At 40.1% G+C, this 18,064-nt stretch carries 17 protein-coding genes; 11 read left to right on the top strand and 6 right to left on the bottom strand.

The window, feature by feature from the left end:
- Positions 1 to 12: 12 nt before the first annotated feature.
- The 6 genes from hflX to V7K84_RS22050 all read left to right on the top strand — a co-directional run bounded on the left by hflX (position 13) and on the right by V7K84_RS22050 (position 6,251).
- On the top strand, positions 13 to 1,722 hold the full coding sequence (hflX, locus tag V7K84_RS22075; RefSeq protein WP_334841177.1) for a GTPase HflX: 1,710 nt from the start codon (positions 13 to 15) through the stop codon (positions 1,720 to 1,722).
- Positions 1,723 to 1,736: 14 nt separating this feature from the next.
- Complete coding sequence (locus V7K84_RS22070; RefSeq protein WP_334841175.1) at positions 1,737 to 2,609, top strand: isoaspartyl peptidase/L-asparaginase family protein; 873 nt, start codon at positions 1,737 to 1,739, stop codon at positions 2,607 to 2,609.
- 186 nt (positions 2,610 to 2,795) lie between these two features.
- Entirely contained in the window at positions 2,796 to 4,067 is a 1,272-nt protein-coding gene (locus V7K84_RS22065) for a carbamoylphosphate synthase large subunit (RefSeq protein ID WP_334841174.1), read from the top strand.
- Positions 4,068 to 4,177: 110 nt separating this feature from the next.
- Positions 4,178 to 4,939, top strand: coding sequence for a bifunctional 2-polyprenyl-6-hydroxyphenol methylase/3-demethylubiquinol 3-O-methyltransferase UbiG (gene ubiG, locus V7K84_RS22060; protein ID WP_334841172.1), 762 nt, complete (start codon positions 4,178 to 4,180; stop codon positions 4,937 to 4,939).
- A gap of 116 nt (positions 4,940 to 5,055) precedes the next feature.
- Positions 5,056 to 5,262, top strand: coding sequence for a hypothetical protein (locus tag V7K84_RS22055; protein WP_334841170.1), 207 nt, complete (start codon positions 5,056 to 5,058; stop codon positions 5,260 to 5,262).
- Positions 5,263 to 5,522: 260 nt separating this feature from the next.
- Positions 5,523 to 6,251: a DUF72 domain-containing protein gene (locus V7K84_RS22050; RefSeq protein ID WP_334841168.1), complete on the top strand. Its 729-nt coding sequence runs from the start codon at positions 5,523 to 5,525 to the stop codon at positions 6,249 to 6,251.
- 20 nt (positions 6,252 to 6,271) lie between these two features.
- Here V7K84_RS22050 and V7K84_RS22045 read toward each other — a convergent pair whose 3' ends face one another.
- Positions 6,272 to 7,735 (bottom strand): MFS transporter, encoded by a 1,464-nt coding sequence (locus V7K84_RS22045; protein ID WP_334841167.1) that lies wholly within the window; start codon positions 7,733 to 7,735, stop codon positions 6,272 to 6,274.
- A gap of 677 nt (positions 7,736 to 8,412) precedes the next feature.
- On the opposite strand from V7K84_RS22045, the gene V7K84_RS22040 reads away from it, so the two are divergent.
- The 4 genes from V7K84_RS22040 to V7K84_RS22025 all read left to right on the top strand — a co-directional run bounded on the left by V7K84_RS22040 (position 8,413) and on the right by V7K84_RS22025 (position 13,340).
- Positions 8,413 to 10,164: a KAP family NTPase gene (locus tag V7K84_RS22040; RefSeq protein WP_334841165.1), complete on the top strand. Its 1,752-nt coding sequence runs from the start codon at positions 8,413 to 8,415 to the stop codon at positions 10,162 to 10,164.
- Between the two features lie 325 nt (positions 10,165 to 10,489).
- Complete coding sequence (crtO, locus tag V7K84_RS22035; RefSeq protein WP_334841163.1) at positions 10,490 to 12,181, top strand: beta-carotene ketolase CrtO; 1,692 nt, start codon at positions 10,490 to 10,492, stop codon at positions 12,179 to 12,181.
- Between the two features lie 262 nt (positions 12,182 to 12,443).
- The gene (locus V7K84_RS22030; protein ID WP_322673011.1) at positions 12,444 to 12,650 is read left to right on the top strand and encodes a high light inducible protein; all 207 of its coding nucleotides are present in this window, start codon (positions 12,444 to 12,446) and stop codon (positions 12,648 to 12,650) included.
- Positions 12,651 to 12,794: 144 nt separating this feature from the next.
- Complete coding sequence (locus V7K84_RS22025; protein ID WP_334841160.1) at positions 12,795 to 13,340, top strand: hypothetical protein; 546 nt, start codon at positions 12,795 to 12,797, stop codon at positions 13,338 to 13,340.
- Positions 13,341 to 14,416: 1,076 nt separating this feature from the next.
- On the opposite strand, the gene V7K84_RS22020 is transcribed toward V7K84_RS22025, so the two are convergent.
- Together V7K84_RS22020 and V7K84_RS22015 are read right to left on the bottom strand one after the other, a co-directional pair.
- Entirely contained in the window at positions 14,417 to 14,569 is a 153-nt protein-coding gene (locus V7K84_RS22020) for a hypothetical protein (RefSeq protein ID WP_334841158.1), read from the bottom strand.
- 57 nt (positions 14,570 to 14,626) lie between these two features.
- Positions 14,627 to 14,866: a DUF1648 domain-containing protein gene (locus tag V7K84_RS22015; protein ID WP_334841156.1), complete on the bottom strand. Its 240-nt coding sequence runs from the start codon at positions 14,864 to 14,866 to the stop codon at positions 14,627 to 14,629.
- Positions 14,867 to 14,915: 49 nt separating this feature from the next.
- On the opposite strand from V7K84_RS22015, the gene V7K84_RS22010 reads away from it, so the two are divergent.
- Positions 14,916 to 15,140, top strand: coding sequence for a hypothetical protein (locus V7K84_RS22010; RefSeq protein ID WP_334841154.1), 225 nt, complete (start codon positions 14,916 to 14,918; stop codon positions 15,138 to 15,140).
- 59 nt (positions 15,141 to 15,199) lie between these two features.
- On the opposite strand, the gene V7K84_RS22005 is transcribed toward V7K84_RS22010, so the two are convergent.
- The 3 genes from V7K84_RS22005 to V7K84_RS21995 form a co-directional block, all read right to left on the bottom strand.
- Positions 15,200 to 15,745, bottom strand: a complete 546-nt coding sequence (locus tag V7K84_RS22005) for a hypothetical protein (RefSeq protein ID WP_334841153.1) — start codon at positions 15,743 to 15,745, stop codon at positions 15,200 to 15,202.
- Positions 15,746 to 16,070: 325 nt separating this feature from the next.
- Complete coding sequence (locus V7K84_RS22000) at positions 16,071 to 17,060, bottom strand: adenosine kinase (RefSeq protein WP_334841151.1); 990 nt, start codon at positions 17,058 to 17,060, stop codon at positions 16,071 to 16,073.
- A gap of 317 nt (positions 17,061 to 17,377) precedes the next feature.
- Positions 17,378 to 17,986 carry a glutathione S-transferase family protein gene (locus V7K84_RS21995; RefSeq protein WP_334841149.1) on the bottom strand — a complete coding sequence of 203 codons (609 nt, stop codon included), beginning with the start codon at positions 17,984 to 17,986 and terminating at the stop codon, positions 17,378 to 17,380.
- Positions 17,987 to 18,064 lie beyond the last annotated feature (78 nt).

Here is an 18,064-nt window from a genome sequence, read left to right as displayed (position 1 = left end):
ATTGTTAGTTTTATGCAAAAGATTTATGGCAATGTTCAAGGCATCAAAGCTAGTCAAATTAAACGACTGCAACAGCTTTATGAGCAAAATCAACCAGCAGATAGATTTATTACGCCAGAATTTGCTCAAGCCTTAGGTACAATCAGTCAACAAATTCATCACCCGATTTGTTGTTATCTCAATCGGCGTGGGCAAGTTCTCCGAGTTGCTGTAGGAACACCTAGTCAAACTCAAATTCCACCTGAAGAATTACCCCGCCGCAGTGCAGAACGTTTGAGCGGAATCCGTTGTATTGCTACTCAAGTTAAATCAGAACCACCTGATGAAGCAGCATTGATTGCAATGATGCGTCAGCGCTTAGATGCTCTTGTCATGTTAAGCGCAATTGATGGCGAAGTAAAAGAAGCTTTTCTAACTTACCTTTTCCCTGATTCAGAAAGTCCTTGGGTAATTTCACCTCCTCTAAGCTTGGACGATCTAACCGAACAGGAATTTGATGAACTAGTTCACGAATGGGAAAGAGAAATTGTTGACGCAGGGGATGGAATATTCTTATCTCAAGAAATTATTTCCGATCAAGATAGGGTGCTGCTGGTAGGAGTGCAGACAGATGATGTCTCAGTTCAGCGATTTGAAGATGGACTTGCAGAACTGGTACGTTTGGTTGAAAGTGCTGGGGGAATTGTACTCGATACAATGCGGCAAAAGCGCGTAGGCGTAGCCCGTCGCAGACATCGCATCCATCCCCAAACAGTAGTGGGGAAGGGGAAAATTGAAGAAATCACCCTTTTGGCTCAAAAAGTAAGAGCTAATCTAATCGTTTTTGACCGAGATATTTCTGCATCTCAAGCCCGTAACTTAGAACAAGAGATTGGCATCCGAGTTATAGATCGCACAGAAATAATTCTGGATATTTTCGCTCAACGCGCTCGCACTCAAGAGGGTAAATTACAAGTAGAACTGGCGCAACTTGAATATATGTTACCTCGGTTGCGCGGTCGCGGTCAGGAAATGTCTCGATTAGGTGCGGGGATTGGTACGCGAGGGCCTGGTGAAACAAAACTAGAGACGGAAAGGCGAACAATTCAACGACGAATAAACCAGTTACAGCAGGAAGTAAACGAATTACAAGCACATCGCGCCCGGATTAGACATCTCCGAAAACAGCAACAAATTCCGGTTCTGGCATTAGTTGGTTATACCAATGCTGGTAAATCTACTTTGCTGAATGTGTTAACCAATGCGGAGGTTTTCACCGCAGATCAACTATTTGCTACCCTCGACCCAACAACCCGCAAGGTGGTAATTACAAAACCAGAAACACAAGAACGCCGCTCGATTTTGCTCACAGATACTGTAGGGTTTATTCACGAACTCCCACCACCACTGATGGACGCGTTTCGCGCCACATTGGAGGAAGTAGTTGAGGCTGATGCGATGATTCATGTCGTGGATTTGTCCCATCCAGCTTGGGAAAGCCATATTGCAAGTGTCCTGGAAATACTCGAAGAAATGCCTGAGATTCCAGAAAAAAGTTTGATTGCTTTTAACAAGGTTGACAAAGTAGATAGCGAAACCTGGGCTAGGGTTCAACAAGATTATCCTGAAGCTGTCTTTATATCAGCAACCCAGCACTTGGGTTTAGAGACTTTAAAAATGCGATCGCTACAACTAATTGACGAACCTGTTAAAGCGATTGCGGTCCCACAAAATTCATACTAACAAGAAGAAATTATATGATACCGACTATCATTGTTCACGGTGGAGCAAAAACCATCACAGACGATAAAGTTGCAGCCAACAATGCAGGCTGTACAGCAGCAGTAGAAGCTGGTTGGGCAGTGCTAATTAGCGGAGGTACAGCCGCAGAAGCTGTGGAAGCAGCTACTCGTGTTCTAGAAGCTGACCCGACATTTAACGCTGGTCTTGGTGCAACTCTCAACAGCGACGGCGAGGTGGAGTTAGACGCGGCGATTATGGAAGGCTCTTTAAGTTGGGGAGCGATCGCAGCAGTTCAGGGGGTACGTCATCCAATCTCGGTTGCCCGAAAAATTATGGATGACAAGCCCAGGCTGCTAGTAGCGCGGGGTGGAGAACGTTTCGCCATAGATTGCGGTGCTGAAATGTGTAAAAAAGAAGACCTAATAGCTGAAGAACAATGGCAGCAGTGGAAGGAAGATCGAGAAGTTATCGATCGTCCCAACACTATAGGTTGTGTAGCTTTGGATGCTAGTGGTATCTTAGCTGCTGGTACTTCAACTGGCGGGACTACAAAGCAGCAACAAGGTCGCGTCGGTGACACTGCGATCGTTGGCTGTGGCTTGTATGCTGATAATAAAATCGGCGGTTGCTCAACAACAGGTGATGGCGAGTCAATTATACCGGTGGTTTTGGCTAAAACTGCGATCGATTTTTTGACTGGAGATCGGCATCCAGATGAAGCCGCACAGATGGCAATTGACGCTTTGGTTTCTAAGGTTAAAGGTGAAGCTGGGTGCATCCTCATAGACCGTCAAGGACGCGTTGGTTGGGCCTATAATTCATCACACATGGCTTGTGCTTATATGACCGCAGGGCAAGACAAGGTGGCTGTCTTTACTAAGAAATAACTCATACCAATTCGCGATTGGCTACGCTCAAATAATGCGTAATTAATGAAGCCAAGTTACATCTGAGTTTTCAAGTTTAAATATACAGCTTGATTTTTTCAAGTTGGTATTATTTGGAAATCCAGGAAACTCGTTTTCTAAAAAAAACCGCATCCTTTTTATGGATGCGGTTTCTCGGAGGACTAGATGAATTCAAAATATAACTTTCAATACTTTCAAGGGAATTCTCTTTCTGACTTGTTTGCTGAAGATATTACAGATGCATCTTATGGGTTTATTTTAAATTACCCTGCAACTGCCAGTTGGGCTGCTTATCCTAACCGAAAAAAATATTTTATTCAAGATGGCAGTAGTGAAGCCACCAAAACCTCCTTCGACAAGATTTGTCAGAAGGAACCGTGGAAAAATCTGGCTGTATTAGGCGATCGCATTCCTGGAATTGTGATTATTCCACCACCAAAGTCTCTGCTTGAATACTGGCAAGAGCATTTCGGCTTTAGCGACTCCAATCGATCGATGATGGATTGCTCAACTTATTTGGATGACCTCAGCCAGGGCGAACATTTTGACAAACTCATCACTTTATTTCCCTTCGATCGTCTAAAACCTGAAAAACACGCTGTTGATTCAGACACCCATTACCGCTTACTTAGCAAAGTAACGCTAGACCAACTGGGGGTGCAATGTCCAAAATACGAAAGCTACAATTTGCATGAAGTCAATCTCGAAGATATTAAATTACCAGAATTTCCCTATTTAATTAAAACGTCCCACGGACTCTCAGGAGAAGGCACTTATATTATCAAAAGCTCCAGCGATTTGAACTACTGTTTTGAAGAAATCAGGAAATATCTTGATATTCAGTTGCTCGATACGATTATTGTTTCGGAGTTCGTCAAGAATGAAGTGCAGAATTACTGCGTACAGTTCTATGTCAACAAGTTAGGAGAGATAACCCTCATCGGTACGACCAGGCAACTCGTCACTCCAGAAGGCAACTATTTAGGCGGACTGATTGACTACCGCAACACTGACATGAGCAAGTTTTTTGAGATGATTGCTGCCATTGGTCAGTATGCTCACAAACAGGGTTATTTCGGCGTGATTGGGTTCGATGTGTTGGAAGATCGAGACGGACAATTTTATGCGATCGATGCCAATTTTCGAGTCAATGGCTCGACTCCGTTGTGCTTGCAGCGTCATACCCTACTGGGACTAGGAAAGGAAGTAGCTAAATATTCCAGTGACTATCGTATGGAAGGAACGTTAGATTCAATTTTAGTGACTTTAAAACCAGAACTAGATCGCAAAGACTTGATCGTTCTGTCGGCTTTAGAGAAAGCTAAATACGGAAAAATCTATACTGAAATTTATGCGATCGCTACTGGAGAAAGTATCGAAGAAATGCAGCAGATCGAGCAAAAATTACAGGATAAGGGATTACAATGGCTCCCTTAAACACCGCCAGTCTTGATATCTGGCATTATCAAGTTTAATGTATCGTAGGAATTGAAGTTATTTGCCTAACTTTTAAAGTAATTAACTTGTTTTATACAGGAGAGTAGACAATGAAAAGAAATAACTTAGAATACTACGATTTAAACGCAGATAAATGGTGGAAGGAAGAAGAAACTTTATATCTTTCTAACCATCTTAACAAGTCAAGATTCGAGTTTTTTTCAAAATTCGTGCCAGATTGGAAAGGATTGAAAGTTTTAGATATTGGTTGTGGAGGAGGATTAGCTTGTGAATTTGTAGCTAATCTAAACGCAGATGTATCTGGAATAGATTTATCTTTCAATTCAATTAAAATAGCCCAAGAACATGCTAGAGCAAGTAATTTAAAAATTGATTATCAGCGAGCATTAGCTGAAAACCTCCCTTACGAAGAAAATAGTTTTGATGTTGTTTTGTGCTTTGACGTATTAGAACATGTTGAAGATTGGAAAAAAGTTATTTCAGAAGCTTATAGAGTTTTAAAACCAGATGGATTATTTTTGTTTGACACAATTAATAGAAATTTTAAGTCTAAATTTATAATGATTTGGCTTTTAGAAGATACCCTAAATCATATACCGCCTGGACTTCATGACTGGAATAAGTTTATTAAACCCCAAGAAATGATAGAAGTAATGGAAAGGGCTGGCTTTGCAGATTTTGAAATTAAAGGATTTGATTTGACGGGTGGGAGTAGCTTTAAAACATTAAAAAATATCCTGCTTAAAGGCTTAAATAATCAAATTAAAGGTGAAAAAGCAGAATTATTTGAAATAAAAATTAATAATGATACTTCTATTTGCTACATTGGTCAAGCAGTTAAACCAAGCTGATAAAGCATAAATTTTATTTTTGATGCACTCTTTTATAGAGAAAATTTTTCAAAAAATATAAATCTAAAATAGATAATTTTCACTTCATTTAAATATATTTAACCAGGAGAAGATACATGAAATTTCAAATAGAATGTAATACAGGCAAAATTAGTAAAATATGTTTAATTTGCCAGCAAAATTCTCAGACAGGTCGAGCCAGGTTAATTGTATGCAATGACCAAGGCGAAGGCTATGGAGATATATGCCATCAATGTATAGCCAAGGGTGGTAATTGGGTTCAACTTCAACTCCAAAAATTCAGCCATCAACTACTAACTTGAAAATTATTTTAAGGATATTAAATGTTTATATAGCAATCCTAAATCATTTGTGAAATTATCTGTTTCTTTTCTTGGCGATCTTCTCTTCGAGACGCTTCGCGAAGGCGACTTGGCGGTTCGATAGTTTTCACAACTCAAATAGGATTGTTATAGTAAGCGGCTGTAGCCTTTAAAATAGGGCTATAGCCGTTTACTACGAGCAAATTTAATTAATTTTACATTGCATAGCATCAGGAGAATAATATAACTGAGATAACTGAATGAGTAAGCTGCAAATTGGTACTAGTGGTTGGGTTTATAAGCATTGGATGGATATTTTCTATCCACCACCTTTGCCTAGCGATCGGCAATTATCATTTTACGCCCAACATTTTTCCACTGTAGAAATTAACTTTTCCTTTTATCGTTTGCCAGAACGGTCTGTCTTTGAAACTTGGCGCAAGCAAACACCATCTAACTTTCTTTTTGCTGTTAAAGGTAGCCGCTATCTCACCCACATAAAAAAATTAAAAGATCCGATAGAGCCGCTATCTCGCCTAATGGAACGTGCATCTGGATTGCAAGAAAAACTCGGCCCTATTTTATTTCAATTTCCTCATACTTGGCATATTAATGTTGAACGTCTTCAGCCCTTTTTAGAATTACTGCAAACCTACCCACAACAAAGATTTACAGTTGAATTTCGTCATTCAAGCTGGCTGATTCCACAAGTTTATCAACTACTAGAAAGTGCAGGTGTAGCTCTTTGTCTACCTGTCAGCCCAACAATTCCTCTTGATATCTGTTTGACTGCCCCTTGGACTTATATCCGTATGCACAGTGGGCAATGGAACGTAGGTTATAGCGATGAAGAGTTATCTACATGGGTTGAGCATATCCGTTCATTTTTAATGCAGGAGATTGACGTTTACGTGTATTTCAACAACGATCCCGATGGAAACGCTATTCGTGATGCTCAACGACTCTATAGTTTGCTGGGATGTTGTTGAAATACATAATTGAAAACTTATTATTCCACTTTTATCAGATCGGTTGACTGCTTCATTGGGAATAAGAATCGCATTAGCTGACTCAGTGGTATAGAGCGTTGCTCCTGAACAAAAACTAAAGGTACAAGTGCAACCATCCGTAGTAAGCCTGAGAGAACAAACAACCCCAGTAAACCCGCAATACCGGGCAGAGTTGCTAAAAAGCTACCGACAGTAATACCCATTGCTCCAGTGATACCAGCAATTGCAGCTGCGATCGCAAAATAACTCGACTGATTACGCAACGGTGCTATTCCCATCATCAAATTGTTGGTACATAAATCAATTGCTGCCCACGTTGCGCCAGCTAGTATGTGTAACAAGGGTAGCCAGATCCAAAAAGAAATGCGATCGCTTCCAACCAAGAGCCACAGCAGAGGTGTCACCGCCACCAAGACTCCCACTAATAGTAGTAGTGGGCGATTCCCAATCCGGTCGGCCAGTTTACCCCACAAAAGCAGCATGAGCATATTCGCACCAGTTCCTAAGCCGTGATAAATCGTTACTACACTAATATCTATATCCAGGTTATCCAGCATATAGAGGTTAAAGAAAGGATTGCTGATGTTAACAGCAAAGCACCAGATGCTCAGGTAAAGCACAAACTTCAAAAAATTAGCATCTTTAAACAAGCTCAAATCTATTCCTTGGGGCTGTGGGTGTGATGTGTCCAAATCCCCAACTTTTAAAAGCTGCGGGTTTATATCAGTCATCCAGAACTGACAGCCCACACTGATTAGCCCTAAGATGATTCCTACAACCAAGACTGTGCCATAACCTTGAAGGGTTCCACCAGGCCAAGCTGATACCGCTAAACCTAGCAGAGGCACACCAACAAGGTTAGTCAAGCCGAGAATACTATTGCGAAAGCCGAAATATCGCCCCCGCAACCGTTGAGGTACTAACACAGCTGACCACCCAAGCCAAGGCGCGCGACCAAAAGCTTCGATGATATTAGCTACTAAAAGAATTGCCAATGTCAACTGTACTACTTGGTATCCAGTAATACGAGATGAAGTAACTAACCAAATTGCTGGTAGAAGAATCAACCATAGCAGCCGCGACGGGATGAAAATACACATGAAATACCAACGGAAGCTGGTACTTCGATTTACCAAATACGCTCCCAGTGGTTGAAGCAGATTCACCATCTGAGGGATAGCCGCGAGTAGACCAATTTCGACTGGACCAGCACCTAACTCTAGCAAGAAATTACTGAGTAACGCGCCGCCGATGATACTATAAAGAACCGCAGCAAAGACACTTTCATAAGTTAACGCCCTGAGACTTTGGCGAATTTCTGGCTTAGGAATTTTTAGAAACAGTTTTGGAGTTGGGAAAAGTACCGTCTCTGTTAATGCCCTATCCTCTGAGATTTCTTGAATGGGGACAGGGGGAAGAGAACTAGCTTCTACTGAAATGTCATCTTCTTGGGGCTGAACCATATTATTTAGTCAATATTTAAAGAATTAAATTGTTATAGCTACTATTAGCCACAATTAATAAAACTTATATAAGATTTAATCAATAAGTTCTAAAGCATTGCAATTGCTTACTTATCCTGAAGAACTACTCCATAGTAAGTATTGACTATAAACTGCTTGAACAGAAATAACTAATATATAACTGGGGCTAGGCTTCCATCTCATAAGTCAATTATTTGACCTAAAGTTAATATAGATTTTGCTAGAAGCTTTAGTGTAATAAATTTAGCAGTTAATTAATGTTTGGTGAAGAGAAAATAATCGATTTTTTTCAAAATCATTCTTGAGGATTAATACCTTTATATATAAATATTAAAATTTAGCTTCCACTAGTACACATAGACATAAAGAATGCTGCATTTATCTAACCAATAGTTGTGATTGGGGTTAAATTCAAATTATTTGAGTAGTCTTTTTAGATAATGTGGAGATAAAATTTACCATATACGCTGTTTGTCTATTTAACCTCCTAATTTCAGCGATGCCAAATAAGTAATCTAAAACCAATTGCATAAGTCTTGAGGAAATTATGTCACTGAAAATTTATATCCTAAGGTATCATTGCTCATCCTACTGAATGTGTCACTATGGGCTACGCCCCGATAGAGGCGATCGCAACATCAGTAAAAAACTCTTTTATGGCACAAACAGAAATTAACGATATATCGGTAGATAGCTCCTTAGTCGATCCTGAAAAAGACCTGCTAGGAAATGCCAACTTTGCCAAGTATCTAGCAGACAGTATTTGCAAAATGACCTTTCCTGAAGGTTTCGTTATTGCAGTTTACGGTTCTTGGAACTCTGGCAAATCTACATTATTAAACTTTGTAGTTCACTATCTTCAGCAAAAGCCAGAGGAGGAGAAACCAATCATCGTTCCTTTTAATCCTTGGTTATTCTCTGCGCATCAAAATATCACAAGACGCTTTTTTGACCAATTAAAAAACGTTTTAAGCCAACAGTCATCCGTACCAAAAGGTTTGAAAGAGAGACTAGCTGATTTTGCCGCCATTATTTCAGACATTCCTCTACCTTATGCTCAAACCGGCAAGGCATTAGCAGCATTATTGGACGAGAAAGACAAGGAAGCTGCCGAATTAAAAGAAGAAGTAGAAGATACGTTAGTACAGCAGCAACGGCGAATAGTCGTAACAATTGATGATATCGATCGGTTGCCTGCTGAAGATATCAAGCAGTTATTTCGTATTTTTAAAGCAATGCGAAATTTTACTAATCTTGTCTATCTGCTAGTTTTTGATAAAGAAGTTGTAATCAAAAAAATTGCAGATACTAAAGAAATATCTGAAGAAGCATACTTAGAAAAAATTATTCAAGTTAGTTTTGAGTTACCTATTGTTGATAAAACCTCACTTCGCAGGCTGCTTTTTGAAAAGCTTGATAATAATATATTTGCAGAAACTCCAAAACAACAAATCAACCAAAGCCGCTGGGGTGATATTTACTTTCAAGGAATAGAACACTTTATTACTAACATCCGCGATATTACTCGTCTTATTAATACTTTAACAGTGACGTATCCAGTAGTAAAAGATGAAGTAAACCCTGTTGATTTTATTGCTATTGAGTCTTTGCGAGTCTTTTGCCCAAAGATATATAGTATAATCCATCAAAATCCTCATATTTTTGTAGGAGAGGTAAACCTTTCAATAGACGAACTCAAGAATCTTCTGAATACCTGGATTGCTCAACTACGAGATGAGGACAAGCAGCCTGTTAAAAACCTGCTAATACACCTTTTTCCTAAGTTAAAATTCATTTTGGGTAATATTTCTCTAGATGAAAAGCAAGAGTTGGAATGGCGCGAACAACTACGTGTGTGTAGTTTAGAAATATTTCCTATTTACTTTCGTCTGTCGTTATCAGCAGGTGAATTATCTAATATTCAGATAAAAATTATCCTTGGTTTGGTTGAAAATCCAGAAAAATTTGGAAATTATCTCATAGAACTTGCTAAACAAAAACTTCCAAACGGCATAACCAAAGCCAGGGTATTTATAGAACAACTAGAAAATTCCACTGAAGAAATTCCTGTGAATTACATCCCTTCAGTTGTAGAAGCTTTGTTTGATGTCAGCGAGCAATTATTATGTCAAGATGATGAATCTCATAGCATTCTTGCTTTTAGCAATGAAGTTATCATTAGCCGTTGTATCTCGCAACTCTTGCGCCAAATTAATGAAACATCACGATTTGAGTTGCTAAAAAAAGTAATTACCCAAGGGAAAGCGTTATCAATAATTAATCATGAAATTGCAATACTAAAAGAGCAACATAGTCAATATGCTACAGATCAATCTAACTATGAAGAGAAATGGCTTGTGAACGCACAGCACCTCAAAGAACTAGAAGAAATGACTACCACAATTTAGGTAAAAAGCGATACTAGCTATAAATAATATCAACTCTGGATCATTTATAGTGTTTCTTGGTTGGGTACAATATAGTAACAAAAGTGGGTTAAAAATAAATTCAATTATTGGTAATCAAAACACTACTACTATAGGACTCCTATTTATTTTTGAACAACCAAGCTGGTTATAAGCTTGGTATACAAAAGTTTGTTTTTCTGTATACTTAGCAAGGTTGAAGTAGGATTCCTATAGATATATAAATATTCTATAACCCACGAAAGATTTAGATATCTTCAACACTTTCTAATATCAGGGAATATGCTTTAATCCCGACATTGCACTCATGGAATCGTATGACGTTGTAATTATTGGCGCTGGTCATAATGGCTTAGTTTGTGCTGGCTACCTGCTAAAAGCTGGTTACAGCGTCCTGTTATTAGAAGGGCGATCGCTCCCTGGTGGTGGTTGCACAACTGAAGAACTTATGCCTGATGAAGCACCTGGTTTTAAATTTAGTCCTTGCGCGATTAACCATCTGTTTATTTTCTTAGGGCCAGTCATCCAAGAGTTGGAACTGCATAAGTACGGCTTGGAATATCTTACCTGCGATCCAGTTGCCTTTTGTCCCCATCCAGATGGTAAGTATTTCTTAGCTCATCAATCTATAGAAAAGACTTGTGCAGAAATTGCCCGTTATAGTCAGCGTGATGCTGAAAAATACGCTGAATATGCCGATTTTTGGCAGCGCTTTATCACAGGGATTGCTCCTTTCTTCAATGCACCACCTAAATCAATTGTTGATATTGCAGGCAATTACAATCTCAATAGTCTGCAAGACTTATTTTCCCTTCTAGGTGGCTCTAACACAACCCTTGATTTACTGCGTACCCTACTCAGCAGTGCCACAGATAATATTAACGAGTACTTCGATTCTGAGTTTGTCAAAGCACCTCTGGCTAGACTCTCAGCCGAACTGAGTTCCCCTCCCTCGCAAAAAGCTATGTCTTTTGGGGCGATGATGATGATGTTGCGTCATAATCCCGGTATGGCAAGACCGCGTGGTGGTAGTGGTGGACTTGTGGAAGCTTTGGTGAAGCTGGTAAAAACTGAAGGTGGTACAATCCTCACCGACCAAAGGGTAGAAAAAGTCTTAGTGGATAATGGTAAAGCTGTTGGTGTGCGAGTTGCTGGTGGTAAAGAATATCGTGCTAACAAAGGTGTAATCTCAAGTATTGATGCCAAGCGCTTATTCTTGCAATTAATGGATAGTAGCGATGTGGATGAGAACTTGCGTGAAAGGTTAGATCGCCGCATCGTCAACAACAATGAAACCATCCTCAAAATTGATTGTGCTTTATCTGAACCATTGCGTTTTGTCCATCACAATCACCAAGATAACTATCTGATAGGTTCTATTCTGATTGCTGATTCCGTCAATCATGTAGAACAAGCTCATAGTCTGATTACTCTCGGCAAAATTCCTGATGAAGACCCATCAATGTATGTGGTGATGCCTACTGGACTCGACCCATCGATGGCACCGGAAGGTAAACATACATTATGGATAGAGTTTTTTGCACCTTATCAAATTGCTGGTGCAGAGGGTACAGGTTTAAAAGGTACGGGTTGGACGGATGAACTGAAAAACAAAATTGCAGACAAAGTGATTAATAAACTGGCGCAGTATTCGCCGAATCTGCAACATTCAATCATCGCCCGTCATGTCGAAAGTCCGGCTGAGTTGGGAGAACGGTTAGGGACTTACAAAGGTAATTATTACCACATCGATATGACCTTAGAACAAATGCTTTGCTTCCGTCCGTTGCCGGAATTAGCTAACTACAAAACACCAATTGATAACTTGTATCTTACTGGTGCTGGAACTCATCCGGGTGGTTCAATTTCCGGTTTGCCGGGACGCAACTGTGCGCGTGTGTTTTTGCATAATGAGCAACCCATCGCCCAGAAAATCAAGGAAGCAGGAGGTTCAATTAAATCTGCGTTTGCATCTGTCTTGAGGAATGAATCAGACTAAAAGACTGTTTGTAAAAAAGTAAATAGCATCAAGATATTGCTTCATTTGAAAGTTGAGTCTGAAGTAGGTAAACGGCGAGAGATGAGATTTTGTAAAGCTTCTTGAGGAAGTTTCTGATGCTTTTTCGCCCAAAGGATCGAAAGTCTATAAGATATTTACAGATACTTCCTGTGACGCTTTCAGATTCCCCAATAGACAGAGAACTGAAACTGTAATAGTAACTAAGATGTGGATGTAGTAGAGTTATTCAGGAATATTTACAATGGCAACTGAAACTAACAAAGTGGTTGAATTATCTACTGAAGCTAAAGCCTATAACGGTGTCGATCGCAATGCTTGGATTTTTGGATGGAATCCGCAACAAGAGTTGTGGAATGGGCGTTTAGCGATGATTGGCTTTATTTCTTACGTACTTTGGGATTTAGCTGGCTATAGTTTAGTGCGTGACGTACTCCACTTGGTTCGCTAATTCTTCACTGATGAATTATCCCCCCTTGGGGACATAATTCAATAAATAACAATTTAGGAGCGTTGTAATAAACCTACTCGTGAATTAGAGTCTAATACCGAGGTTATATATGGACGCACTAATACAATTACGAAGGAGAAAAATATGATAACTAAAAACACAATACATGCATTAGGAGTATTTGCGAATTCTCAAGGAATAGAGCAGGCAATTAATGAGTTGAAAACTGCAAATTTTCCTATGGAGAAAGTTTCTGTCATTGCTAAAGATGTAGAACAAGGTGAAAACTTAGGTGAGGCGCAAATAAGCGATCGCATTGGCGATCGAGATGTCGATACAACCGGAGCAGTAGGAGACACACTGACAGCAACTACTTGGGGTACCGCGTTACTTGGTTTGAGTAGTTTAGCACTTCCCGGTTTAGGAGCCGTACTCGCAGCAGGTTCCGTAGGTGTAGCATTGGTTAGTAGCGTGGCAGGTGTTGCTGTGGGAGCCGCAGCAAATCAGAATTTACTGAAGGCATTAGGTGATTTAGGTATCCCTGAAGAGCGAGCCAGAGTTTATAGCGATCGCCTCCAGCAGAGTTATTATTTGCTCATCCTAGAAGGCTCAGAAGAAGAAATTCATCGCGTTGAACCCATATTACGCGATCGCGGTATTGAATATTGGGGCGTGTACGAATGGCACTAAGTTAAGCTGAAAGGTAAGCAGCGTAGGGATTGCAGAGGGGCAGGGGAGCAGGGGGGCAGAGGAGAATTTCTAAATATCTGAACGCAATGCCTAAAATTTCTTCTTTCTCTCCTGCTCCTCCGCTCCGGTTGTTGAGCGTAGTCGAAACACTGCACCCCTTCTGCCTCAACGATTTTCCCTTTTCTTAGTGTCATTCGGGCGTATACGATTCCGCGCATACTGAAAACGGTGGAGTGCATTAGTGTTTTGTTAAAATCAAAACTTGAGTTGAAAAATTTTAGACATAACACGATCGTCAGTAAAATTTATGGTAGTGCTTTTAGTTGATCAACAGCCATGATTGGGTTTAGGTGAAAGCACTGCCATATTTTTCTAAGCCTTGAACTTTCCTTTTTTTATCCAAAATGTTATTAGTAAACAAGGATTTTAGCCGATTGTTTGGGACTAACACAAGCGTTAATTTGCGATCGCCACCGGAAAGGGCGGGTACGCCATCGCAGCAGAGTTAATTGACAACAGAATTACTAGAACAGCAGATTATAAGAGGATTCCAGCGAATTCTATACACTGGCTAAAATGAGCAATTGGTAAGGCTTCTAAAAATCTTTTCGATCTACTGAAAGTAAAAAAATTTTAGCTCAGATAAAATAATTCCTAAAATAAACAAGCGGTGTGGGAGCGATGTCTGCGATGAGCTACGCCTACGCACTTCAACTACTCGCATATTCCAGCACTCGTTCTTGTAGTTGATTGTATTCATCCAGCCCAGTTATTCCTACGCACTTCAACTACTCGCATATTCCAGCACTCGTTCCCACTCCCAACGCCAAGCCGTCTCTACCAGTATTTCTTTACCATTAGTGAATTTGATGAATTCTTGCCCATTGTCGTAAAACACATCAGCAACGAGACGATTACGTACATCATACCCCCACTTGGAAACTGCGCCATTCCACCATCTTTGCCCCGGTGACTCTAATATGGGTAGCTCAAGGTACTCATCACGCCATACCTTTGGTTTCCACTGTCTTGTAATGCTCGAATCAAAATGGCATTCGGGACTATTTTGTATGGCGTTAACGTGCCAGAAAAGATTGACTCAACCAATATCCAATTGTCCCAAATATAATTATTGATGTTACAGGCATAAACCATACCCCTAAATTGGGATTTTCTGTAGTCGCTAGATGGAATATTTGCCATTCAATGTAAACAAATATCCAAACCATCTCACTTTTTAGCCAATCCAACATTGAACAAGCAATTTTATACTGTTTTAAAGCATTTTATTCAGTAATTATAACTAGATAATTAAATGTATTGGGATAACGACTAATAAATGTTAAAAGTGCATAAATTGCTAAACCGACAATTGGTAACAACCACAGAACTTTTTTGCTCCCCCAACCATTGGCTTGTCCATCAAATCCAAAGTGGACAGGTATAGTATCCGGTAATGTTGACCAAGCGTGAATAGCGATGCCGAATAATCCCACAAGTCCTACCAGTGCGCTCAAGTTTAGCATCTGTGCCGAATCGAATCCAGGAATTACAATATCAGGTTTAGCATAAATAATGCCAAATAAATTTGGCTCATTCGCTTATATCCCCCGAATTATATTCGGGGGTTTTACGTTCAAAGTTGCAGCGAATTTGGGCGAGAATCCGGGGTTGGACTTCTTGCAAGAGTGCTGGAATGATGATCCGGCTTTGCAGATCGCGATCAAAAAACTGCTGGCGAAGTTTCCGCAGTGGGGTATCGCTTGTGTGGATGGGGTGCTGGTGAAGTGGGAGAGGTAAAAATCACACTGTCTCAGAATAGCGTGCAGCTAAAGCGATTGCTGTTTGACGGTGCTTATCTACTCTTGTGCAGAAGGTGTAGATCGAGATTCCCTTGCATTGATACTGTCAAGCGACGAATTACTTACTGAAAACGGGGACGCATAATCTGCGACTCGCTCCCATCCCCACTTATAAGCAGTGTCAACTAGAATTTCTTTCCCATTTCGGAACTTGATAAATTCCTGACCGTGGTCGTAGAATATGTCTGCAACCAGTTGATTACGCTCGTCGTAACCCCACATATCCACTGCTGCCCTCCACCAGCGCTTTCCGGGGGAGAGCAACTGTTCAAGTTCTAAATACTCCGGCTTCCAGTATTTGGTGCGCCATTGATTTGCTAGTGCCTCGATTAGTATCGCAGTCGGGTAGATCGGCTTTAGGTTTTCTTCGAGCCATAGTATATAAACAATCGCGCTCCTGAAAGCATCTTCTAAACAATAGCTGGATGCTTCTAGAGTGTCTTGGAGTTGCTCGTCATTAAAATTTACGCCGAGCGATTGCAGGGCTGGAGCGTAGAAATCAAATAATTCTTGTTCTACAGAATCGGCAGACCAGAACCACATAAGAAAAAGAAAACTCCTGCTGGGTGGCTAAATAAAATTTAGCATTTAGCGTGGGAAGTGTTGATGTGGGGACGAGTAGCGATCGCTTATAAACGAACGCTATGTCAATACTTCCTCGCTTATAACTCATCCTAGAGGTTTTTTATAAGTAAAGGTAAAAGTATCATCATTGTTAATGAATTGCCGTATTTCTTTACACATTAGGTACTTACTTACCCCACTCAACCTTACCCAAGCTTTAGATGCGGTGAGTGCAATAAATAGCTGGTTACGAAGGCTTGTACTTGGCATAAAATTTGACCTCTCAAAACTTTTCAAACACCCTCTAAGGAGTAACTAATGCCTTTAATTCCTCAGTCTTTAATCTTGGGCCATAGGATGCAACAATCTTAGAAGCTGCGGCCGATGCTAATTTTCCGGCTTCTTCATAGCTCATACCTTGGGTAATTCCATAGAGGAAAGCTCCTGCATACATATCCCCTGCTCCTACTGTATCTACAGCTTTTACTTGAGGTGCAGTGATTTCGATTAATTTCTGACCATCAAATACTACTGAACCCTTGGCACCGCGAGTAATGGCAAATTTCTTACTCAGGGTTTTTAGTTTGTCTACAGCTACTTGAAAATCTTGTGTATCTGCTAGTTCTAATACTTCACTTTCATTAGCAAAAATCAATTCTAAACCAGTCCCAATGATGTCTAATAGACCATCTTTAAAAAACTTCACCATGTTGTAATCAGATAAGGACATGGTGGTTTTTACTCCCGCTTTTTCAGCTATTTCTCTAGCCTTTACAGCTGCTTCTTTTGCTGTGGGAGAAGCCACTAAATATCCTTCGATATATACATATTCTGAATCAGCAATCGCTGATGATACTAATTCTTGTGTAGAAAATTCCCCAGTAATTCCCAAAAACGTATTCATGGTACGATCTGCATCGGGAGTTACTAACACCAAACATTTACCTGTAATTCCTGATTGGCGATCGCTATTTTTTAAGTTGGTATCTACCTGAGAGTTAAGTAAATCTTCGATGTAAAAGTCTCCAAATTCATCATTAGCCACTTTACAGGAATAAAAAGCTTTTCCTCCTAATTGACTAATTGCTACCATTGTGTTAGCTGCTGACCCTCCACAACTCTTATGGCAATGAAGATTTTTGAGATTTTCCAAAATATGATTTTGACTATCTTCATCTAGGAGCGTCATTACACCTTTATCAATCTTTAACTCTTGTAGTAACTCTGGAGATACTTCGTATTCTATATCTACTAAAGCATTACCGACACCATAAACATCATATTTCTTGCCCATTGTTTATCTCCGAGAATAATTTCTGTCTGACTCGAACAGAACTGATAATAACAGATAGACAACAGATAAGAGTTACTTGGTCATAATTTCGTGGACTCGCATCTTTTTCAGGTCTTTTCCCGAATTTCTCACAAAGAAATCAAAAAAAAGGGATCGGGAAATGCGAAAATCTATATAAGATAAGCATTTCAACTGTTATAAACCATTAACTACGAGACTCGCAGTCGTCCTGTACCATGTCCTTTGCCCGTCTCGTAGAGAAGACGTAAATAATTGTAGTCCTCTAAACTCAAGTGATTAAAGTCAGCTAAATTGCTTTATGCTTTTGGCATGGTAGAGTCAACCGACTTACGTTGATGCAATAGCTCAAACCATTGCCTCAGTTTAGGATACTCTTGCTGCCAATTATTGCCAAATCTGAGGCTGTAGTAACCCAACCCTGATATAGCTGCAACATCTACAGCACTTAGAGTTTCATTTAATAGGTAGGCTGATTTCGTCAACTTTTGCTCAAAAACACCTAAAAGGCGATTAATGCTGGACTGATATTTAGCTTGGGTGCCAAAATCAGCTTGGTTTCCTTTACGGGTTTCGTACCACAATCCCACAACATTATCTATCAAACTGTCTGCTAACTCTTCCCCCTGACAACAGCACAAACGCTCAATGCGCGAGCCTGGATAAAAACTCGCCTGAGGATAAGTCTCGTCTAGATACTCCACAATCAGCGTTGAATCCCAAAAAACGAGGTCATTTTCATCTACCAATACCGGAACTTTACCAATGGGAGATAAACTCAGGAATTCTGGAGGTTTATTGTTAATGTCGGTTTGTTTGAGTTCGCAAGGTAACTGCTTCTGGGCCAGGACAATTCTCACTTTCCGAGCATAAGGCGATCGCTGGGTATAGTATAAGGTTCGCGCCATATCGCTGTTAGAAATTCAGTGTTGTGATTTCCTATTTTAATACCCAGATACCCTTGTCTAGAGCATTACCCTGCAATG

The organism is Nostoc sp. (genome assembly GCF_036917315.1).
Lineage (GTDB): Bacteria > Cyanobacteriota > Cyanobacteriia > Cyanobacteriales > Nostocaceae > Nostoc.
The sequence above is the reverse complement of the archived record's forward strand: the minus strand, read 5'-3'. Positions and strand labels throughout refer to the sequence as shown.

Excerpts from the sequence above, each read along its gene's own strand:
- V7K84_RS22015 (WP_334841156.1), bottom strand. The coding sequence starts at position 14,866 with ATGCTAAACTTGAGCGCACTGGTAGGACTTGTGGGATTATTCGGCATC.
- V7K84_RS22005 (WP_334841153.1), bottom strand. The coding sequence starts at position 15,745 with ATGTGGTTCTGGTCTGCCGATTCTGTAGAACAAGAATTATTTGATTTC.
- V7K84_RS22025 (WP_334841160.1), top strand. The coding sequence starts at position 12,795 with ATGATAACTAAAAACACAATACATGCATTAGGAGTATTTGCGAATTCT.
- V7K84_RS22070 (WP_334841175.1), top strand. The coding sequence starts at position 1,737 with ATGATACCGACTATCATTGTTCACGGTGGAGCAAAAACCATCACAGAC.
- V7K84_RS22040 (WP_334841165.1), top strand. The coding sequence starts at position 8,413 with ATGGCACAAACAGAAATTAACGATATATCGGTAGATAGCTCCTTAGTC.
- hflX (WP_334841177.1), top strand. The coding sequence starts at position 13 with ATGCAAAAGATTTATGGCAATGTTCAAGGCATCAAAGCTAGTCAAATT.
- V7K84_RS21995 (WP_334841149.1), bottom strand. The coding sequence starts at position 17,986 with ATGGCGCGAACCTTATACTATACCCAGCGATCGCCTTATGCTCGGAAA.
- V7K84_RS22055 (WP_334841170.1), top strand. The coding sequence starts at position 5,056 with ATGAAATTTCAAATAGAATGTAATACAGGCAAAATTAGTAAAATATGT.
- V7K84_RS22030 (WP_322673011.1), top strand. The coding sequence starts at position 12,444 with ATGGCAACTGAAACTAACAAAGTGGTTGAATTATCTACTGAAGCTAAA.
- V7K84_RS22010 (WP_334841154.1), top strand. The coding sequence starts at position 14,916 with ATGCCAAATAAATTTGGCTCATTCGCTTATATCCCCCGAATTATATTC.
- V7K84_RS22000 (WP_334841151.1), bottom strand. The coding sequence starts at position 17,060 with ATGGGCAAGAAATATGATGTTTATGGTGTCGGTAATGCTTTAGTAGAT.
- ubiG (WP_334841172.1), top strand. The coding sequence starts at position 4,178 with ATGAAAAGAAATAACTTAGAATACTACGATTTAAACGCAGATAAATGG.
- V7K84_RS22020 (WP_334841158.1), bottom strand. The coding sequence starts at position 14,569 with ATGGTTTGGATATTTGTTTACATTGAATGGCAAATATTCCATCTAGCG.
- crtO (WP_334841163.1), top strand. The coding sequence starts at position 10,490 with ATGGAATCGTATGACGTTGTAATTATTGGCGCTGGTCATAATGGCTTA.
- V7K84_RS22050 (WP_334841168.1), top strand. The coding sequence starts at position 5,523 with ATGAGTAAGCTGCAAATTGGTACTAGTGGTTGGGTTTATAAGCATTGG.
- V7K84_RS22045 (WP_334841167.1), bottom strand. The coding sequence starts at position 7,735 with ATGGTTCAGCCCCAAGAAGATGACATTTCAGTAGAAGCTAGTTCTCTT.
- V7K84_RS22065 (WP_334841174.1), top strand. The coding sequence starts at position 2,796 with ATGAATTCAAAATATAACTTTCAATACTTTCAAGGGAATTCTCTTTCT.